Raw genomic sequence first — 19091 nt, 5'->3', positions numbered from 1 at the left:
GTGAATAATATTCAGTGATGTTTATTAGTAATATTTGGGGTTTGATTGGGGCTAAAAATGGAATATTTACATGATGAGGAAGAACACTTTGATGCAATATTTAGTAGGCTTGGGAACGAGTTTGCGCTTGCTGCTAAAAAGATAGCGATATATGGTACTGGTAATGGTGCAAAAAGCGTATATAATTATTTAGTAAAAAAAGGGGTATCAGATAATGTTGTAATATTCTTGGATCAAGATAGTAGTCCGATGATTGGGCTGGAATTTTGTAGTCAACGTGTTGGAATATTGGAAGATTATAAAGACATTATAAATGTAATATTGGTTGCAGCTAAATGGAATCACAAAGCAATTGTTAATAGGCTGAATAATATAATGCTGAGTACCGACATTTTGATTATTGATATGTATGAAAAAGTTTTTGATAAGAAGGATTTGGAGGAGTATATTTCATATATTGATGAATTACAATATAGTGAAAAAAAAGAATATGTTGAGATTGCTGATGTAGGCTATCAAAGGATGCATGAAGATACCAAGGTTATAGCATGGTATTTACCGCAGTATCATGTAACAGAATACAATAACCGCTTTCATGGTGTGGGTTTTACAGAATGGACCAATTCATCCAAAACGATGCCGCAGTTTTGTGGTCACTATCAACCCCACATTCCATCTCATATGGGGTATTATGATTTATCAAATTACAGGACAATAAAAAGACAAGCAGAGCTTGCAAGATTCTATGGCATTTATGGCTTTGCTATACATTATTATTGGTTTAATGAACGTACAAAAATGTTAGATACTCCCATAAAATTACTTCGCGAAAACAAAGATATTGATATTAATTATTTTATTAATTGGGCAACTGAAGATTGGGGGATGACATGGGATGACGGTTTCAGTGGTAAGAATTATTCGGACTCATTTATTAAACAAGAATTGCCCCAAGATATTGATGCATTTCTTGATGAACTAATCCCATATTTTCAAGATGAGAGATATATTAAGGTTAATGGTATGCCTGTATTATCTGTTTATAATTGTAATGTATTTAAAAAAACAGAGTTTAGAGACTTTACCGACAAGTTGAGGAAAAAAGCTTTAGTCAAAGGAGTGCAAGGGATATATATCATTATTACAACAGGTTCAAACGATTTTGATGATGATGTACATGATTGGGGAGGAGATGCATTAGTTGAATATCAACCGAACTATATGTGCCAGTCAAATTTATTAAAAAGTTTATATCCCAAAGGCTATATTAATCCCCATTTTAAGGGGACAATACGTGATACACGAGATTATTTTGAAGAAAAAAAGTATTTTTCTAAGCATATTTCAAAGAAGTATTATCGTTGTGCATGTACTAACTGGGATAATACTGCACGAAAGGGTAAAATTGGTGCAAGGATTATTTGGGGAATAACACCAGAGAAACTCAGAGATTGGCTTGTTGATTTGATAACTGAAAGTAAAACAATTCACGATGTTGAGGATGATTTCGTTTTTATTAGTTCTTGGAATGAATGGGCTGAAGGTTCACATCTTGAACCAGATATGAGGTATGGTTATGCATGGTTAAATGCTGTACGCAGTGCCCTTGAAAAAGTGAAGGAGCGTTTATAAAAATGGTCGTAACAAAAAGAAATATTCTTCTAAATCCAGGGCCATCAACTACAACAGATACAGTTAAATATTCCCAGGTGGTACCGGATATTTGTCCACGGGAAAAAGAATTTGGCGGACTTATGAAAGGCCTGAGAGAAGATTTAGTTAAGGTGGTTCATGGAGATTTACAGGAGTATACAGCGGTACTTTTTTGCGGATCGGGAACAATCAACATGGATGTATGCATTAACTCCTTGTTACCAGCGGACAAAAAAATATTGATAATTAATAATGGGGCCTATAGCTCTCGAGGTGTGAAAATCTGTGAGTATTACGGTTTGCCCCATATTAATCTTAATTTCCCCGTTGATCAATTACCGGATTTAAAAGTTGTGGAAGGAACATTAAAAGAAAATTCAGATATTGCACTTGTTTATACTACCCACAATGAGACCGGTACTGGTATTTTGAATCCTATTCGGGAGATAGGTGCATTGGCACATAAGTATGGGGCTGTTTTCGTAGTTGATACTACTTCAACCTACGCAATGCGTCCTATTAATGTTTACGATGATAATATTGATTTTTGTATGGCATCTGCTCAAAAAGGCTTACAGGCGTTTACTGGGCTGTCTTATGTGGTTGGAAAACGCTCAATTATAGAGGATAGTAAAAAATATCCTAAGAGAAGTTATTACTGTAATCTATACATGCAGTATGACTTCTTTGAGCGGACAGGCGAGATGCACTTTACTCCACCTGTACAGACTATTTATGCCACACTGCAGGCGTTGAAGGAATATTGGGCCGAAGGCGAAGATGCTAAATGGGCAAGGCATACCAGAGTTTATAACGCTATAAATGATGGCTTGAATGAGCTAGGATTCAAGCAGGTTATTAAGCCGGAATGGCGGGCTGGGCTGGTGGCTTCGGCAATTTACCCAGATGATGAAAATTGGAGTTTTGAAAGGGTTCATGATTATTGCTATGAGCGTGGATTTACTATTTATCCTGGCAAAATTTCCACTACAAACACTTTCCGATTGTGTGCATTGGGAGCTATAGATGAGAAGGATGTAAAGGATTTCTTTGTGGTGTTTAAGGAAGCATTGGAAAAATGTGATGTCGCAGTCCCAGTGAAATATAAATGAGGAGTTTCGGCTATGAAGACAGTTTATACATGCTTTTGTACAGATGTTATTCATGAAGGACATCTGAATATTATTAAAGAGGCTCATAAGCATGGTAAGGTGATAATTGGTGCGTTGTCTGACCCGGCCCTTATTCGCTATAATCGCTTTCCAACCAAGTCATTGGAAGAGAGAATAAAACTTTATAAAAATCTTGATGGGGTAGATGACGTCGTCGTTCAGGATAGTATTATGTATGACGATGTCATAAAACGTTTGAAGCCAGATTATGTGGTTCATGGTGATAACTGGAAGGAAGGAGCCGAATCTGCCATTAGGGAAAATGTATTAAAATGCCTTGATGCGTATGGCGGTGAGCTGATAGAGGTAGGCTATACCTTTAATCCAAGGGTAAGTAAAATAGACCGGCAATTGCGGGAAAAGCTGGCCATGCCGGAATACAGACGAAAGCGTCTAAGACAGCTCTTGGAAATAAGACCTGTGGTAAAGGCCATAGAGGTTCATTCTGGAATTACAGGTCTTATTGCGGAAAAAACTGTTATTGAAAATAATGGAGAATTTGATCAGTTTGATGCAATGTGGATATCCTCTCTTTGTGATTCTACAGCCAAGGGAAAACCGGATATTGAGCTGGTAGATATGACATCCCGTTTTCGTACCATAGATGATGTTACTGAGGTTACTACAAAACCTATAATTTTTGATGGAGATACGGGGGGCTTGGCTGAGCATTTTGTATATACTGTACGGTCACTGGAGAAAATGGGAGTTTCGGCAATCATTATAGAAGATAAAAAAGGGTTGAAGAAAAATTCCCTTTTTGGTACGGAAGTAAAACAGACGCAGGATTCAATAGAAAACTTCTGTGCAAAAATTAAAGCGGGCAAAGAAGCCCAACTTACTGAGGATTTTATGATAATTGCCCGTATTGAAAGTCTTATTTTGGAAGAGGGGATGGAAGATGCACTGATGCGTGCGTCTGCCTTTGTAGAGGCAGGAGCTGATGGAATAATGATTCATAGCCGGAAGCAAGAGCCCGCAGAAATCGTTGAATTTTGTGATAAATTCCGTGAAACCAACAAAACCACCCCAATAGTGGTGGTACCATCTTCTTTTAATACTATTACTGAAGAAGAATTAGCAGAGCATGGTGTTAATATTGTAATATATGCTAATCAGCTGACTCGTAGCGCCTTCCCGGCAATGAAAAGGACAGCGGAGGATATTTTGCGTTATCATCGGGCCAAGGAAGTTGATGACAGACTTATGCCGATAAAGCAGATTATTACACTGATAGATGAACTATAGGAGACACAATGGAGATTGCTATATTAATGGCATCGGGGATGGGAACCCGCATGCGTCCAATTACGGGTAAAACTCCCAAGCCTCTGGTTGAAGTGGCGGGAAAGCCCATGATAGAAACCATTATAGACGGTCTGGAAAAGCGGGGCGTTGATAAAATTATTGTTGTTACGGGATATTTGAGGAATCAGTTTAGCTACCTTGCAGATAAATATAATAATCTGGTTATTGTATATAATCCTGCCTATGAGAAAGTAAATAACATCTCATCGGTTTACGCTGCAAAAGAATATCTGCTACAGGGAGATTGCTTTATTTGCGAGGCTGATTTGTATGTACATGATGATTCCATATTTCAGGAAGATTTAAATGAATCTTGTTATTATGGAAAAATGATTCAGGGACATACCGATGATTGGGTGTTTGATTTGGATGATCAGGGAATCATAACCAGAGTCGGGAAACATGGTGATGATGCCTATAATATGACCGGTATAGCCTATTTTAAGGAGAAGGATGCCAGAATTTTGTATGATGCTATAACGGAAGAATACGGAAAGACCGGTTATGAAGAACTGTTCTGGGATGAAGTGGTGGATAGACATATAAAGGATTTTAGGCTTCGTGTCCATCCGGTAGATAATACACAGATTGTAGAAATTGATACTGTAGCTGAATTGGAAGCAGTGTGCAGGAGGCTGGCAAACAATGGATGTTAAGCGGTTTGTTAAAATATTAAATGCAGACTTTTATACTGGTGTTCCGGATTCCCAGCTAAAGCCTTTATGCAATTATCTTATGGCGGAATACGGCATTGATCAGAAGCATCATGTTATTGCTGCCAACGAGGGTAACTGTACAGCATTGGCGGCCGGCTATCATCTGGCAACGGGTAAGATTCCCGTAGTCTATATGCAAAACAGCGGTGAGGGCAATATTATTAACCCCGTTGCATCCTTACTAAATGATAAAGTGTATGCCATTCCAGTTATTTTTGTGGTGGGTTGGCGTGGTGAGCCTGGTATACATGATGAGCCACAGCATATTTATCAGGGGCAAGTTACAGTAAAACTGCTGGAAGATATGGACATAAGAGCCTTTGTTATTCGCCAGGATACCACAATGGAAGATGTATCTGCGGCTATGAAGGATTTTCAGAAGGTGCTGTCTCAGGGCAAGAGTGTGGCCTTCGTTATCGGCAAGAGTGGGCTTTCCTACGATGGCAAGGTGAAATACGTCAATGACAATACCATGAGACGTGAGGAAATTATTAAGCATATTGTTAAGGTGTCTGGTGAGGATCCAATTATTTCCACCACAGGAAAAGCTAGTCGTGAGCTTTTTGAGATTCGGGAGACTAATGGACAGAGCCATAAATATGATTTCTTGACTGTTGGTTCCATGGGACATTCCAGCAGTATTGCCCTGGGGGTTGCCATTAATAAACCACAACAGAAGATATGGTGCATAGATGGTGATGGGGCGGCCCTGATGCATATGGGCTCCATGGCTGTGATTGGTGCCAATGCCCCAGCTAATTTGGTGCATATCGTGATAAATAACGGTGCCCATGAAACTGTGGGGGGCATGCCAACGGTGGCTTCGAAAGTAGACTTGGTAGGTGTAGCCAAGGCCTGTGGCTATCATTCAGCTGTAAAAGTTTATAATTTTGCTGATTTGGAAAAGGAGCTAAATGCAGCAAAGCAAAGGAATATCCTTAGTTTTATAGAGGTAGCCTGCGCAATTGGATCCCGTGCTGACTTGGGCAGGCCAACAACAAAAGCCGTAGATAATAAAGAATGTTTTATGAGGTATTTGGCCACTCAGATATAAATTATAAATGTTTTAAAGCTTAAGTGAGTTGTATTTTATGTAAAATCTCCGATGTTGTTAATTATGCGATTAGAGGATTTTGTTAATGGAAGGGTAATGTTCTAATGACGCAATTGGAAGATTATTATAATGATTTACTCAATAAATATGATTTTGAAAAGCCCTTGGAAGCAGGACGTATAGGTAGAATTATTCACGAAGAATTAGAGAAATTTCTTTGTGATGCAAAAAATCCTGCAATTTATTGTAATGGTAAACATACAAAAAATTTGCTATCTGATTTCGTGTTTGAATTAAGAAAGGTTAAAATTATCATAGATAATTATGCTCAGGGGGGGGGCAGTGGATATAAAATAATAACCAAAGATGATATTAAGGCAGAACATGTAGATGCTATTGTAGTATCGTCTTACAATTATATGTCACAAATAGTAAAGGAACTGGAGGAGGAGCATCCGGAAGTTAAGGTGCTAAATATATATGACAAACTTCGAAATCATGGGATAGTTTTGCACTCTAACTATTATTATGGTATTCATCCTTATCATAATTATCATTATCTGAACCAGTTGCAATGTGAATTGTTGAATAGTGATAAAAAAAATGAAACATATTTTAAGATAATTAATAAGTATATACATATAAAGGATTTTAAATCAGCCATAAGATATTGCAGGGAGGCATTTGATTTTACGTCGAAGTCACAGTATGAGCAGATGGCTACTGATTTAGAAAAAATATATGCGTTGGAATTAGAGTATATATACAATATAAACGAAAATAATGTACTGATGCTGTGTTTGGATGGCCTTAGAGGTCAAGATGTTAATGCTATATTATTACCCCAAATATATAAATGTTTTAAGGATAATTGGATAAATTATAGCAATACCTATTCGTATTCAACTTCGACTTATGAGAGCCTTGTGCCGGCATACAGTGAAAATACGGATATGAATACAAAATACTATGAGTATAATTATGTTGATGGTGTTAATTGCCGCTTTGTAAAAAAGGCGTTAGAACAGCAGCGGGACATTTATTTTTATTCAGATGGCGCACATTATGTTGAACAGGAGAAAATTCATTATTCTGAGGTACCCAAAACCATCAGTCAGATGCTTTGGGATTTTATTATCGATGCGCAAAATGTAGACAATGGGTTGTTTTATATTCACGGCATGTATGAAACACATTTTGCTTTTTTGAACCCCTATACTCAAGCTCCGTTAATTGCAGAAGGGACAGCCTTGTTGTTTGATTTGTTACCAGTAAAGGGGGGGAAGTTAAGGACAGATTATGTACAACAACATGATGATGCTTTGCGTTATCTGGATGATGTAATGGCTCCATTTTTGGAAAGAGTAAATTGTAATGTAGTTTTTTATGCTGATCATGGAAATTTGTTGATGGATAAGTATAGTACCTTATCTGATATTAAGAAGGAATACCTACAGTGTGGGGAAGAATGGCTGCGTATTCCATTTTTTATAAAAAATAAGACAAGAAAAAATGGTACTTGTAAAAAGCTTCATTCAATTATGTCAATAAATGATGTGGTGATTTCCTTGTTGGAAAATAGGGAATATAATCCATTGGATAATACATATATAAAGATTGGCCGCTCTGAAATATATAATCCGGATTTTAAGAAACTATATAAATTGCTAGGAGAAGAAAAACGATTACAGGCATTCGAAGGCTTTATTTTTTCGGATGGATTTAAATTAGTAGTATATGCTGATGGGCATGCTGAACTCTATGATTTGGCAGATAATGAACTGTTTGATGCTAGGAAAATTGAATATTTACTTAAAATTGTGGCACAGGATATAACGGTTATGGGATCATAAGAACAGCTTACTATATAGTTGATCTATGCTTGATTTTGTGTGAGAAAAAATATGGGTAGGACCAAAAATGGAGGGGCTTGAGATACATTATCAAGCTAATAAAAATGGGAAAATTTACTAAATATAAAAAAATCGCATTATATGGAACTGGCTTACCAACTAGGGAATTTATTTTAAACTATTCTAGTTTACCAATATATGGCATTTTGGATAAAAAGCGTGTTGATGGGTTTTTGGAAGGATACCCAATAATGTCATTGGAAAAGGCCATAAATGATCAGGTAGATGTAATTATTGTTTTGGCTTCTATCACGAATGAGAAAACAATTTATGACAGGATATCCAATATATGTAGAAAAAATTCTATAGCCATTGTTGATCGCTTTGAAAATAATCTTATGGATATTTTTGAAAACAATTTTTGGGGGTATTCATCTGAAGAAGATATTAGTTTAGAGGTGCTGGAAGCCGAACTTTTAAATCATGATGTTATTTCATTTGATATTTTCGACACATTGCTAATGCGAATGACTCTGACTCCTGAAGATGTATTTGATATGGTGGATTATCGAATAAAAGCCAAGGGACTGAATGTTTTAGATTTTAAAATAAATCGTATATTCGCAGAGAGAAAAGCTATAGAAAACCATAATCATACGTTGGATGGAATATATTCTGAGCTGCAACAACAGTTAAATCTGTCAATGGAAGATTGTTCTTTTATAAAAGCAGAGGAAGTAAATGTAGAAAAGGATGTTATTGTTCCTCGCAGGAAAATAATTGAATTGTTTTATAAGGCCAAAACTTTAAATAAAAAAATATACTTAGTATCCGATATGTATTTGCCTGAGTCCGTGTTGGAAGAATTATTGCAGGCTAATGGTATTAGCGGTTATGATGGATTGTTCATTTCAGGATTTGAGGGGGCTTCTAAATATGACGGGCTATTTAATGTAATGAAAAATAGGGCTCAGGGACATAACTACTTGCATATTGGCGATAATAAGGTCGTTGATGGATTAGCAGCACGGTTTTATGGAATTGATGCGTTTATCATACCTAGTGCTGCAAGCTTGTTGTATAAATATACTCCATATATGGTTTTCGCGACATCGACGATTAACGAGCGGTTGCTATTAGGATTGTATATTTCAATAAAATATAATGATCCTTTTGTAAAAATAGTGGAAGGAAAAATTGACAAAATTACCATTTTTGATTTTTGTCGTTGCTTTATCGCTCCTTTAGTGACGGTGTTTATGATTTGGCTTCTTAATAAGATTTCTAACTCAAGGCATAATAAAGTTTTATTCGCCGCCAGGGATGGTTATATTTTTTATAAATTATATAAAAAATATAACCTATCCAGGCATTTTGAAGCATTGCCGGAAGGCGTTTATTTTTTCACTTCCAGAAAGGCGGCTATAAATTCCAGCTTAAATAGTGAGGCTGATATTAAGATTATAAAAGATAGAATAGGTGGAGATATAATAAATAAAATATTTAAAGACGGAGTCTCCGATAATCAAACCGCAATAAAAAAATCAAAAAAATATAGAGATAATTATATAAAATATATGTCTAGAAATGAGATTGATTTATCTAATGATGCGTTTGTAGACTTAGTATCTTCTGGAACATCGCAATTTTATTTACAAAAGGGGCTAAATAAAATAATTAGTGGGTATTATCTGGCTCGTCTGGTAGGAGTTAATCCGGAGACAATGAATGTGAAATCTATGATGTTTAAAACGGGTACAGATGTAGATTTTTATAATGTAAATGAAGTTTTTATTTTGGAGAATATATTAACTTCTCCAGACCCTTCCCTTGTGTGTTTTGATGATGCTGGTGAGCCAGTGTTTGATTCAAATACAAAAAATGAGAATCAACTGAGTTGGTTGCAGGAATGCTTTAATGGAATTGAGGATTTTTATGCAACATATGTTAATAAATTGTACATACCATCTGTTCCATTAAGAGCCGAACTTGGAGGCATGCTGTTTTTTTCCCATCACAATGTTTCAGAAAAAACAGAAAATGAGTTATTTTATGCAGTATCGTTTGTAGATAATTTGATTAATAAAGTCATGAATAAAAATGGGTAAATTTAATTACTTTTCATTTTTCTAAAAAATTGAAAGTCGGTATTAATATGGATATAGTAGTATTTGGTACGGGAAAAAAATATCAAAAGAATAAAGCATGGTTGCAGGGGCATAATATAGTCGCTTTATTGGATAACGATGTTAATAAGCAGGGGACTACCATGGATGGCGTTTTGATAGTATCTCCGGAAAAAATCTGTAATTTACAGTACGACTATATTGTCATCTTGAGTGTATATATTGATGAAATGGTTGCTCAATTGCAGAATCTGGGGGTTAACCGCCAGTTGGTGTTGGATGGAAGTGATTTGGGGTTACTAAAACGAATTAAAGAAACATATTACTATGGAGTAAAACCTCGAGGCGCACGAAAAAGGCTGGTATTGATATCTTGGGATATGTCCTTGTCAGGGGCACAGATAGTATTAATGTATGCCGCAGAAATACTAATACAGAATGAATATGATGTAATAGTGGTAAGCAGCGATGACGGACCTTTACGAGATGAATGTGTAAAAAGACATATTCCTGTAATTATAGATGAAAATATCAAGTATTCTAAACTAGCTGATTTACCATGGGTGGCAGACATTGATATGGTTTTTTTAAATACATTCAATATGCACTATTTGCTGGTTCGTAGAAACAAGGATATTCCGGTATTATGGTGGATACATGAGTCCCCTGTTTTTGAAACGTATTTTCCAGGTTACCAAAAAACATTGGATCGGATATCTATGGACAATATATATACATATACTGTTGGTGCTATGCCGTATGAATGGATAAGTAAGACTAAAATTAATAGTACATATTGTGGTATGCTTCCATATGGCTTGCCGGATATGGAATGTAAAATAATAGTCAAATCGCCAAAAGACAGATTGATTTTTGCAACTGTTGGTTGGGTATGTGAACGAAAGTCTCAAGACATACTTTATCATGCAATAGAAAAGTTGCCGGATGACATTAAAAGTGCATGTGAGTTTTGGGTAGTGGGCTGTGATGAAAATGAGATGGGTGAATGGTTGCACCAAATGGCAAGTTCGACTCCTGAGCTTAAGATAATGGGGCAACTTGATAGGGATGAAATCCAGAAGCTGTATACGGAGATAGACGTATTGCTTTGTCCGTCCCGAGAAGATACCATGCCGGTTGTGGTTAATGAAGCAATGATGAATTGTATTCCAGTGGTAGTTTCGGATAAAGTTGGGAATGCAAAATATATTACGGAGAAGGTTAATGGACTGGTTGTTTCGGTTGATGCAGAGTCATTGGCTGAGGGTATAGAATGGTGCGTACGAAATAGGGATAAGCTGGATAGTATAGGTAAGCGTGGTCGTAAGGTGTTTGAGGATGAATTCTCTTTACCAGCATTTAGCAAAAGATTATTACAGTATGTAGAGGGAGCTTTTAATCATGGAAAGTAGTGATGAGAGGTATGTCAAGGCCTCCTTGATATTGCCATCTTTGAATGTTGCCAAGTACATAAAGCGGTGTTTGGATAGTGTTATTAACCAGTCATGCTGTGATATGGAGATTATATGTGTTGATGCAGGTTCAACAGATGGAACAAGGGATATCTTAGAGGAGTTTCGTGCCAAAGATGAACGTATCAATCTGATCGACAGTCCTGTAAAAAGCTATGGTTATCAAATAAATATTGGAATTAATCAGGCGCGTGGCGAATATGTTGGTATTGTGGAGACAGATGATTATATACCCAAGGACATGGTTGAATCGCTATACAACATAGCAAAAAAAAATAATATTGATATTGTTAAGGGCGATGTAGACTGTGTTTGTGAGCGTAATTCAGAATTCACTCATACCAGAAGAAATATCTTTCCTAAAGAAATGGAGCTTTTTTATAATAAGGTTCTTCTATCAGATGTGTATACGATTATGCATCAATTGGATTATAGTATTTGGAATGGTCTATATAGTAGAAAAATGCTTTTGGAAAATCGTGTTTTTGCTTCAGAGACAGCCGGGGCAGCATTTCAGGATATAGGTTTTATTCAGCGGGCACTTATGGCTGCTGATAAAATATACTATACAGACCAGATTGTATATCACTATCAGGTCGATCGTACCGATTCATCAACAAATAAGCCTGGTTGGCTAAAATACTTGTATCAGGAATTTTCAAATTTATTAAATGATGAAACCATAAATAATAAAAAGATGAACCTACATCGGTGTGGAATACACATTCGTATGGCTGAGAGTTTTTTGTGTGAAATGAAACGAACTATATTGAATGATGAAGGATTTGTACATACGAAAGAATTCATGCGGTATTATGAGTGGTTTAAAAATCAGTTTGCAGATGATATAAATAATAATGTGCTTAGGCCAAATGATTTTCCGATATCTGAATGGAAGACATTGAGGTTATTGATTTCATCACTTCAAGGATATATTGATGTTTTGAAAATAGGCTTGGAAGATGTTCAAAAGGATTTAATTGACTTTTGCAGAGATTTCAGCATAGTCATATTTGGTAGTGGAAAATATGGCGTTGAATGTTTGAACTTGCTCAGACTAAATAATATTCATGTTTCGGCATTTTGTGATAATAGTGCTGAAAAGCAAGGTAAATCGTTGGATGGTTTGAAAATAATTAGCACCTCTGAACTCGTTAAGTTAAGCGGTAACATAAAGATTATCATAGCTATGGCGAATTACAATAATGTTCAATGTGTTCGAACTGAGTTGAAAAACTTGGGGATTGCTGAAGAGAACATTTCGGTTTATCAGAAAACTTATAGTTTTGTGTAATTTGTTTATTGATTTATTATGGGGGATATTCAGTTGAATAGTCAGAACACTGCTTCAAACCGCATAAAGAAAATGTCTACTGCCATATTGGCGTGGTATGATTTTATTCCCAATAAGCAGGTATTGTTTGTGGGGGATGATGACCATGCTTTAGTTGGTATGCTCGGAGATAGGAAGCTGGATGTGGTCTGTTGTGGTCTGGATGAACTGCAGGATATCTCCTGGTGTGCTGCCAATAATGGCAGATTCGATTATATTGTTTCAATAGCGGTTTTGGAAAAGGCGGTTGAGATTGGTAATATTTTTAAGAGGTTGTTTTCATTGTTGAGCACTAGTGGGAAACTGCTTCTTGGTATGAATAATCGCCTTGGGATACGGTATTTCTGTGGTGACAGGGATTGCTATACAGAGCGTAATTTCGATGGTGTTGAGGACTATTTTCAAGCTGATTTGAGGCAAGATACTGACTTTATCGGGCGCATGTACAGCCATAAGGAATTAAAAAACATGTTGTCAGAGGCTGGATTTTCATCCCAGCAGTTTTTTTCTGTATGGCCGGATTTGACAGTAGCTTCCCATTTATTTGAGGAGCATGTTCTTCCCAATGAGGATATGGCTATAAGGTTGTTTCCTTTCTACAATGAGCCAGACACTATATTTATTAATGAAAATAATCTTTATGAAACTATGGTGGATAACGGGCTATGGTTCCCTATGGCCAATGGGTATTTGATTGAGTGTGCCAAGGATGGCACTTTATCTGATGCACATAGTGTGACCTGTTCTTTGGATCGTGATGACAGGGATGCTTTAATAACCATAGTTCATGGAAATGATACAGTGGAAAAGAAAGCAGTATTTTCAGCTGGTCAACAAAGACTAAAAGAACTGATTGAGCACGGAGAGGATTTGAAATCACATGGCGTTCCAGTGGTTCCTGCCAACTTGGAAGGGGATTCCTATCGGATGCCATATGTTCACGCCAAAAGTGGACTCATTTATCTAAGGGAGCTGTTAAGACAGGATGTAGAAGCCTTTTTACTGGAACTGGATAAATTCCGTGATTTAATTCTGCAATCATCAGAGCATGTGTCAGAGGATATGGGAGATGGCAGTGGCGTTGTGCTAAAAAGGGGCTATTTTGATATGGTGCCATTAAATAGTTTTTATGTGGATGGCACATTCCAGTTTTATGATCAGGAATTTTATATAGAAAATTATCCGGCAAATGTTTTGTTAATCCGCATGGTTAATGCTGTATATGGTGGCGAGGCTGAGCTTAACAGGATTTATCCTTATGCCAAGGTGTTGGAGCGTTATGATTTGCTGAAATACCAGAATGAATGGAATAAATCAAGCTATGATTTTCTTGTTGAACTTCGTAACGAGAACGGCTTGGCGGATTTTTATAATGCCCATCGGCGTAATTTTGAAATTATATCTTCCAATCGTTTTCGCATGAATTATTCAGCGGAAAAATATCAAAAGCTGTTTGTGGATATTTTCCATAATGCAGATTCACGAAAGCTTATCATTTTCGGCTCGGGAAAGTATGCCGATCAGTTTATGACTTTGTTTAAATCTGATTATCCTGTTTATAAGATTATTGATAATAACCAAAAGCGGTGGGGAGATACTTTGTATGGTGTGGAAATCGTGTCTCCGGATTATCTGCGTGATTTGGGGCAGGATGAGTATAAAGTAATTATTTGCATCAAGAATTTTAATTCTATAATGAACCAGCTGGATGCCATGGGGGTGTCAGAATATAGCATTTATGATGCCAATAGGGAATATCCGCGTAAATTTAAGCCCATAGTGCAAGAGTGCGTTAATGATAATTCAAAGCCCAAAAAGTATCATATTGGTTATGTGGCAGGAGTCTTTGACTTGTTTCATTATGGTCACTTAAATGTTCTTCGTCGTGCCAAGGAGCAGTGCGATTATCTTATCGTGGGGGTAGTTTCCGACAGACAGGTGCGGGAATATAAGAAGGTGGAGCCCTTTGTACCCTTTGAGGAACGATTGGAAATAGTAAAATCCTGTCGTTATGTGGATGAGGCTCATGAGATTCCCTTTGAACATCCTGATACGGATACAGCTTGGCAAATTTATCATTTTGATGTGCAATTTTCCGGCAGCGATTATGAAGATGATCCCGTGTGGTTGGCGAAGAAAAAGTGGCTGGAGGAGCGGGGCAGTACTATGGTGTTCTTTCCATATACCCAGAGTACATCGTCTACAAAATTGAAGAAGCTAATTACAGAGCGGCTGATATAGGAAGAGGCTGTTAATATTTGAGGTGTTGTTTGTATGAACATAGTTTGCTCTGCTGGGGGCATTGCGGAAGTTAAACGCCCCAGAAATGGTTTTAATAAATTCCGCCAGGCAGGATTTGATGAAATCGTGCTTGATTTTAATATGTTTACTGGTGGTATTGCTTCACCTAAAAAGCGTGTTGAGGTATTGGAGCATTGGCGGGAGTGGATGCAAAATTACATGGCAGAAGCTCAGCGCCAGGGACTGAAAAGCAGAATAGCTATAGCTCCTCATTTTGTAAAAGAACAAAAGGTACCCAATATGGAAGCTCTTAAGTCTGAATTGGTTAAGAAATGTATTCAATACGCCGGGGAATATGGTTGTAAATATATTGTGGTGCATCCATTTGAGGGAGACAGCCTTGAGGAAAGCATATCCATAAATTGTGACTTCTATTTGTCCTTGGCGGAGTCCGCTCAAAAAGCAGATGTTACTATTTTAGTCGTGAATAGCCTGCGTAATTTGAATGGTCATTTTTTGCGAGGATTTTGTAGTGACTCAGTACAGGCAGTTACTTTTGTAAATGGGCTTAATAAGAAGGCTGGTTCAGAGATATTTGGCTTCTGCCTTGATGTGGGTGCTTGCAACATGGTGGGGCAGAATATGTATGATTTTGTTACCACCCTGGGGAATTGTTTAAAGTCACTGTATTTATACGAAAATGACGGCATTCATTACAATAGAATTATGCCTTTTTTTGCTGCAAATGGGGCTGGCTCTCAGTTTGATTGGCTTAATTTGATTCGTGGGCTGCGGGCAGTTCGGTTTGATGGCCTGGCTATTATGGATTTTTCAACAAGTTTGGCATCCCTGTCACAGCTGCTGCGCCCATCTATGCTGGAATTTGCCCACAAGGTGGCCAAGTATCTGGAGTGGCAGGTGGACATGGAGGCGACCCTTGATAAATATTCCTCAAGAGTTCTGTTTGGGGCAGGCAATATGTGTCGTGCCTACATGAAGTGTTATGGTGAAAAGTATCCGCCGCTCTACACTTGTGATAATAATTCCAGTGTGTGGGGCAATGAATTCTGTGGCCTCATAATTCATAATCCGGAGGATTTGAAATCTCTTCCGATAGATTGTGCAATATTTATTTGCAATTCATATTATGACGAAATTGAGCAGCAGCTTAAGGATATGGGAATAAAAAATCCTATAGAGAGATTTAATGATGAATTTATGCCATCCTTCCATTTTACCCGTTTGGAATCGGATGCATGGAAGGGGCAGGTGAAATAAATGGCAATTAGTGGTATTGGTGTTCAGACAAAAGAAGCTATTGATGATGCTTGCCCATCGGAAGGATTCCGCCTCTTAAAGGAAGCTGGCTTTTCCCATGTGGATTTCAGTCTGAACAAGTACATGATTAATAAAGACATTTATCAGATGAAGAACAGCCACTTCTTTGATAAGTCCATTACGGAGTTGAAAGAATATTTTCGTCCTCATAAGGAAGCTGCTGCTAAATGTGGTATTGCCATTGGACAGATGCATATGCCGTATCCTGCATATGTTCCCCAGGGAAAAGCTGAGCTGAATGATTATCTATGGAATGAAATGGCTCCTAAGAGTATGCAGATTTGCCATTATATGGAGTGTCCTTATATTGTTATTCATGGCTTCAAATTGGCCTATTTTTTAGGTTCGGAGGATGCGGAGTGGGCCGAGACGGAACGATTTATTCACTATCTTGCTTCCATGGCAAAAGAGATGGGCATAACCATTTGTATCGAAAATCTTTATGATAGTATTAATGGCCATCTGGTAGAAGGTCCATGCTGTAATGTAGACAAAGTGGTTGAAAGAATTGACAAGATTAACGAGCAATATGGGGCAGAGGTGTTGGGCTTTTGTTTTGATACAGGGCACGCTAATTTAGTGGGAATAGATTTTGATTATTTTTTGACCCGACTGGGCCATCGTTTAAAGGTGCTTCATATTCACGACAATGACGGCATAATGGATTTGCACCAGATACCATTTACATTTGCCAAGACCCGTGAGAATAAATCTTCCACGGATTGGGATGGCTTTATAAAAGGATTGCGTGCCATTAATTTTGATGGAGTGCTGAATTTTGAAACTGCACCGGTGCTGACATCGTTTCCTGAGGAGATGAAGGTAGATGCGCTGGAATTTATTGCTAAAATAGGAAGATATTTTGAAAAAGAAATAGGACGTAAGTAGCATATTCTTTGAAAATACTTTATAATGTTACCGTGTTATAATTTTTTGGCTTATAGTATTCGATTATTGCGAAAGGCTTTAGAGAGTTCACTTTGTTTTCGATATAGTTGGTGAATAGTATTTTAATGTTTTTGATTTATAGATGTAGGTGATTATTATGGCAATGGTTATCAACAATAATATAGCAGCAATGACCATATTGGGTGAGACACAAAGAAACAGTAAGGCCGTGCAAAAAAGCCTGGAAAAGGTTTCTTCGGGCATGAAGATTAATAGTGCCGGAGATGGTGCCTCTGAATACAGCATCTCAGAAAAGATGCGTGCCCAGATCCGCAGCCTTGATCAGGACAGCAGAAATGCCCAGAATGCCCAGAGCCTTTTGAAGGTAGCAGATGGTGTTCTGTCAAATTCTGTTGCCATCATGCGGACCATGAAGGAAAAGGCCATTGATGCGGCTAATGATACCAATACAGATAGTGACCGTGCTATTATACAAAAGCAGCTGGATCAGCAGATTGACCAGCTTAATGATAATGCTCTTGTGACCTTTAATGGCAGATATATATTCGACGGGGCGGCTGACCATACTTACAGCAATGAGCAGACTATTATGGCGGCCCTGAATACTGAATGGATAGGTAACAGCTTGGATATGATTACCCGCTCAACTGGTCTTGGCTTTGATAAGGGCAATACCAGTGTTAATGAAATGGATGTTGTTTTTAAGGATGAGGGAACTAATGGGACTTTGGCGTATGTATCTAGTCAGTCTCTTGGCGGTGTGACTAAAAAATTGAGCCTAACTGTCAACATGGGATACTACAATAATTTGGTAGAGGGTGATGTAAACGGTAAGAGTACCTCTACCAGTGTATATCTTGACAGAACTATTGCCCATGAAATGACTCATGCTACCATGGCGGCCAGCATCGAGGGCTTTGGTGGTCTTTATGAATGTATTACTGAAGGCGCCGCCGAAGTCGTTCATGGTATTGATGATAAACGCAGAGGCACTATTCAATCCTTGACTGGGCACATAGCCACCACCTTGAGCACCGATACTGGCACTGGGGATGAAAATCAATATGCGGCTGGATATGTAATGTTCCGTTATATGGCTGCCCAGAGTGGTTATTCAGCGGAAAAATCCCTTACTCATTTTATGGATTCCTTGGCCAGCGGAAGCGGAGCAATGACCACTGCACGTATCGATGCGGCAGTGAGCGCAGCCACCAAGGGGAAATTCCAGTCTTTTCAGGCAATGAAGGATCAGATGGCGGCTGATGAAACTGCAGCGGCCACCGCTGGAACTGATTTTTTAGAGAACTATTGCAATATTATACTTCCAAACAATGACACCGGTGCCATTACCGGCCACGATGCCGGGGTGAGCCGTGCGGATAAAACGGCTGAATCCGTGGTACCGGAAGGTGGTTCTGTGAAGTATTGGACTAACCCGGACGCTGATTCCACCTATATCAACGGACTTGAAGTAAAATGGCCGATGGAATACATGGATATTCGTGGGGGATTGTTCTTCCAGATTGGTACCAAGGCGGCCCAGAATATTCATGCAGTTTTTTCCAATGCTGATGCCCAGGCCCTTGGTCTGCAAGATAAGGATGGGAAAAATATCAGTGTCAGGACTCAGTGGGATGCCTCAAATGCAATTTCCCAGCTGGATAAGTCCATAGAACGGGCCCTTAACCAGCTGACAAAGATAGGTGCTCTCCATAGCAGACTGGAATATACTGACGCAAATATTATTACGGCCTCTGAAAATGTAACATCAGCGGAAAGCGTAATAAGAGATAGTGATATGGCTAAGGAAATGACGGACTACACCAAGAACAACGTACTGTTGCAGGCTGCCCAGAGCATGCTTAGCCAGGCAAATCAGACTTCTTCAAATGTTCTTAGTTTACTTCAATAATTAG

The 19091-nt window shown here is 38.0% G+C and carries 13 protein-coding genes; all 13 read left to right on the top strand.

What is annotated here, in order from left to right:
• Positions 1-57: 57 nt before the first annotated feature.
• Positions 58-1632, top strand: a complete 1575-nt coding sequence (locus T525_RS0112375; RefSeq protein ID WP_027407437.1) for a glycoside hydrolase family 99-like domain-containing protein — start codon at positions 58-60, stop codon at positions 1630-1632.
• Between the two features lie 2 nt (positions 1633-1634).
• On the top strand, positions 1635-2765 hold the full coding sequence (locus T525_RS0112370) for a 2-aminoethylphosphonate aminotransferase (RefSeq protein WP_027407436.1): 1131 nt from the start codon (positions 1635-1637) through the stop codon (positions 2763-2765).
• A gap of 12 nt (positions 2766-2777) precedes the next feature.
• Positions 2778-4073 (top strand): phosphoenolpyruvate mutase, encoded by a 1296-nt coding sequence (aepX, locus tag T525_RS0112365; RefSeq protein WP_027407435.1) that lies wholly within the window; start codon positions 2778-2780, stop codon positions 4071-4073.
• Positions 4074-4081: 8 nt separating this feature from the next.
• Positions 4082-4789 (top strand): phosphocholine cytidylyltransferase family protein, encoded by a 708-nt coding sequence (locus tag T525_RS0112360; protein ID WP_037325656.1) that lies wholly within the window; start codon positions 4082-4084, stop codon positions 4787-4789.
• Positions 4779-5903, top strand: a complete 1125-nt coding sequence (aepY, locus tag T525_RS0112355) for a phosphonopyruvate decarboxylase (RefSeq protein WP_027407433.1) — start codon at positions 4779-4781, stop codon at positions 5901-5903. The genes T525_RS0112360 and aepY overlap by 11 nt, the downstream gene beginning before the upstream one ends.
• Positions 5904-6007: 104 nt before the next feature.
• Complete coding sequence (locus T525_RS0112350; protein ID WP_027407432.1) at positions 6008-7756, top strand: hypothetical protein; 1749 nt, start codon at positions 6008-6010, stop codon at positions 7754-7756.
• Positions 7757-7833: 77 nt separating this feature from the next.
• Positions 7834-9864, top strand: a complete 2031-nt coding sequence (locus tag T525_RS0112345) for a hypothetical protein (protein ID WP_198022697.1) — start codon at positions 7834-7836, stop codon at positions 9862-9864.
• Positions 9865-9911: 47 nt separating this feature from the next.
• The gene (locus T525_RS0112340; protein WP_027407430.1) at positions 9912-11294 is read left to right on the top strand and encodes a glycosyltransferase family 4 protein; all 1383 of its coding nucleotides are present in this window, start codon (positions 9912-9914) and stop codon (positions 11292-11294) included.
• Complete coding sequence (locus T525_RS15740; protein ID WP_051533585.1) at positions 11284-12648, top strand: glycosyltransferase; 1365 nt, start codon at positions 11284-11286, stop codon at positions 12646-12648. The genes T525_RS0112340 and T525_RS15740 overlap by 11 nt, the downstream gene beginning before the upstream one ends.
• Before the next feature lie 33 nt (positions 12649-12681).
• Positions 12682-14928 carry an adenylyltransferase/cytidyltransferase family protein gene (locus tag T525_RS16650; protein ID WP_232219219.1) on the top strand — a complete coding sequence of 749 codons (2247 nt, stop codon included), beginning with the start codon at positions 12682-12684 and terminating at the stop codon, positions 14926-14928.
• Positions 14929-14961: 33 nt separating this feature from the next.
• On the top strand, positions 14962-16206 hold the full coding sequence (locus T525_RS0112325; RefSeq protein ID WP_027407428.1) for a sugar phosphate isomerase/epimerase: 1245 nt from the start codon (positions 14962-14964) through the stop codon (positions 16204-16206).
• Positions 16207-17154: a sugar phosphate isomerase/epimerase gene (locus T525_RS0112320; protein WP_027407427.1), complete on the top strand. Its 948-nt coding sequence runs from the start codon at positions 16207-16209 to the stop codon at positions 17152-17154.
• Positions 17155-17311: 157 nt separating this feature from the next.
• The gene (locus tag T525_RS15735; protein ID WP_051533584.1) at positions 17312-19087 is read left to right on the top strand and encodes a flagellinolysin; all 1776 of its coding nucleotides are present in this window, start codon (positions 17312-17314) and stop codon (positions 19085-19087) included.
• Positions 19088-19091 lie beyond the last annotated feature (4 nt).

It is taken from the genome of Anaerovibrio sp. RM50 (assembly GCF_000622005.1).
Classification (GTDB): domain Bacteria; phylum Bacillota; class Negativicutes; order Selenomonadales; family Selenomonadaceae; genus Anaerovibrio.
This window is presented reverse-complemented; position numbering and strand designations above follow the sequence as displayed.

Bases quoted from the DNA above. Each gene is read 5' to 3' on its own strand.
- T525_RS0112360 (WP_037325656.1), top strand. From the start codon at position 4,082: ATGGAGATTGCTATATTAATGGCATCGGGGATGGGAACCCGCATGCGT.
- aepX (WP_027407435.1), top strand. From the start codon at position 2,778: ATGAAGACAGTTTATACATGCTTTTGTACAGATGTTATTCATGAAGGA.
- T525_RS0112340 (WP_027407430.1), top strand. From the start codon at position 9,912: ATGGATATAGTAGTATTTGGTACGGGAAAAAAATATCAAAAGAATAAA.
- T525_RS0112375 (WP_027407437.1), top strand. From the start codon at position 58: ATGGAATATTTACATGATGAGGAAGAACACTTTGATGCAATATTTAGT.
- T525_RS15735 (WP_051533584.1), top strand. From the start codon at position 17,312: ATGGCAATGGTTATCAACAATAATATAGCAGCAATGACCATATTGGGT.
- T525_RS0112320 (WP_027407427.1), top strand. From the start codon at position 16,207: ATGGCAATTAGTGGTATTGGTGTTCAGACAAAAGAAGCTATTGATGAT.
- T525_RS0112350 (WP_027407432.1), top strand. From the start codon at position 6,008: ATGACGCAATTGGAAGATTATTATAATGATTTACTCAATAAATATGAT.
- T525_RS0112370 (WP_027407436.1), top strand. From the start codon at position 1,635: ATGGTCGTAACAAAAAGAAATATTCTTCTAAATCCAGGGCCATCAACT.
- T525_RS0112325 (WP_027407428.1), top strand. From the start codon at position 14,962: ATGAACATAGTTTGCTCTGCTGGGGGCATTGCGGAAGTTAAACGCCCC.
- aepY (WP_027407433.1), top strand. From the start codon at position 4,779: ATGGATGTTAAGCGGTTTGTTAAAATATTAAATGCAGACTTTTATACT.
- T525_RS15740 (WP_051533585.1), top strand. From the start codon at position 11,284: ATGGAAAGTAGTGATGAGAGGTATGTCAAGGCCTCCTTGATATTGCCA.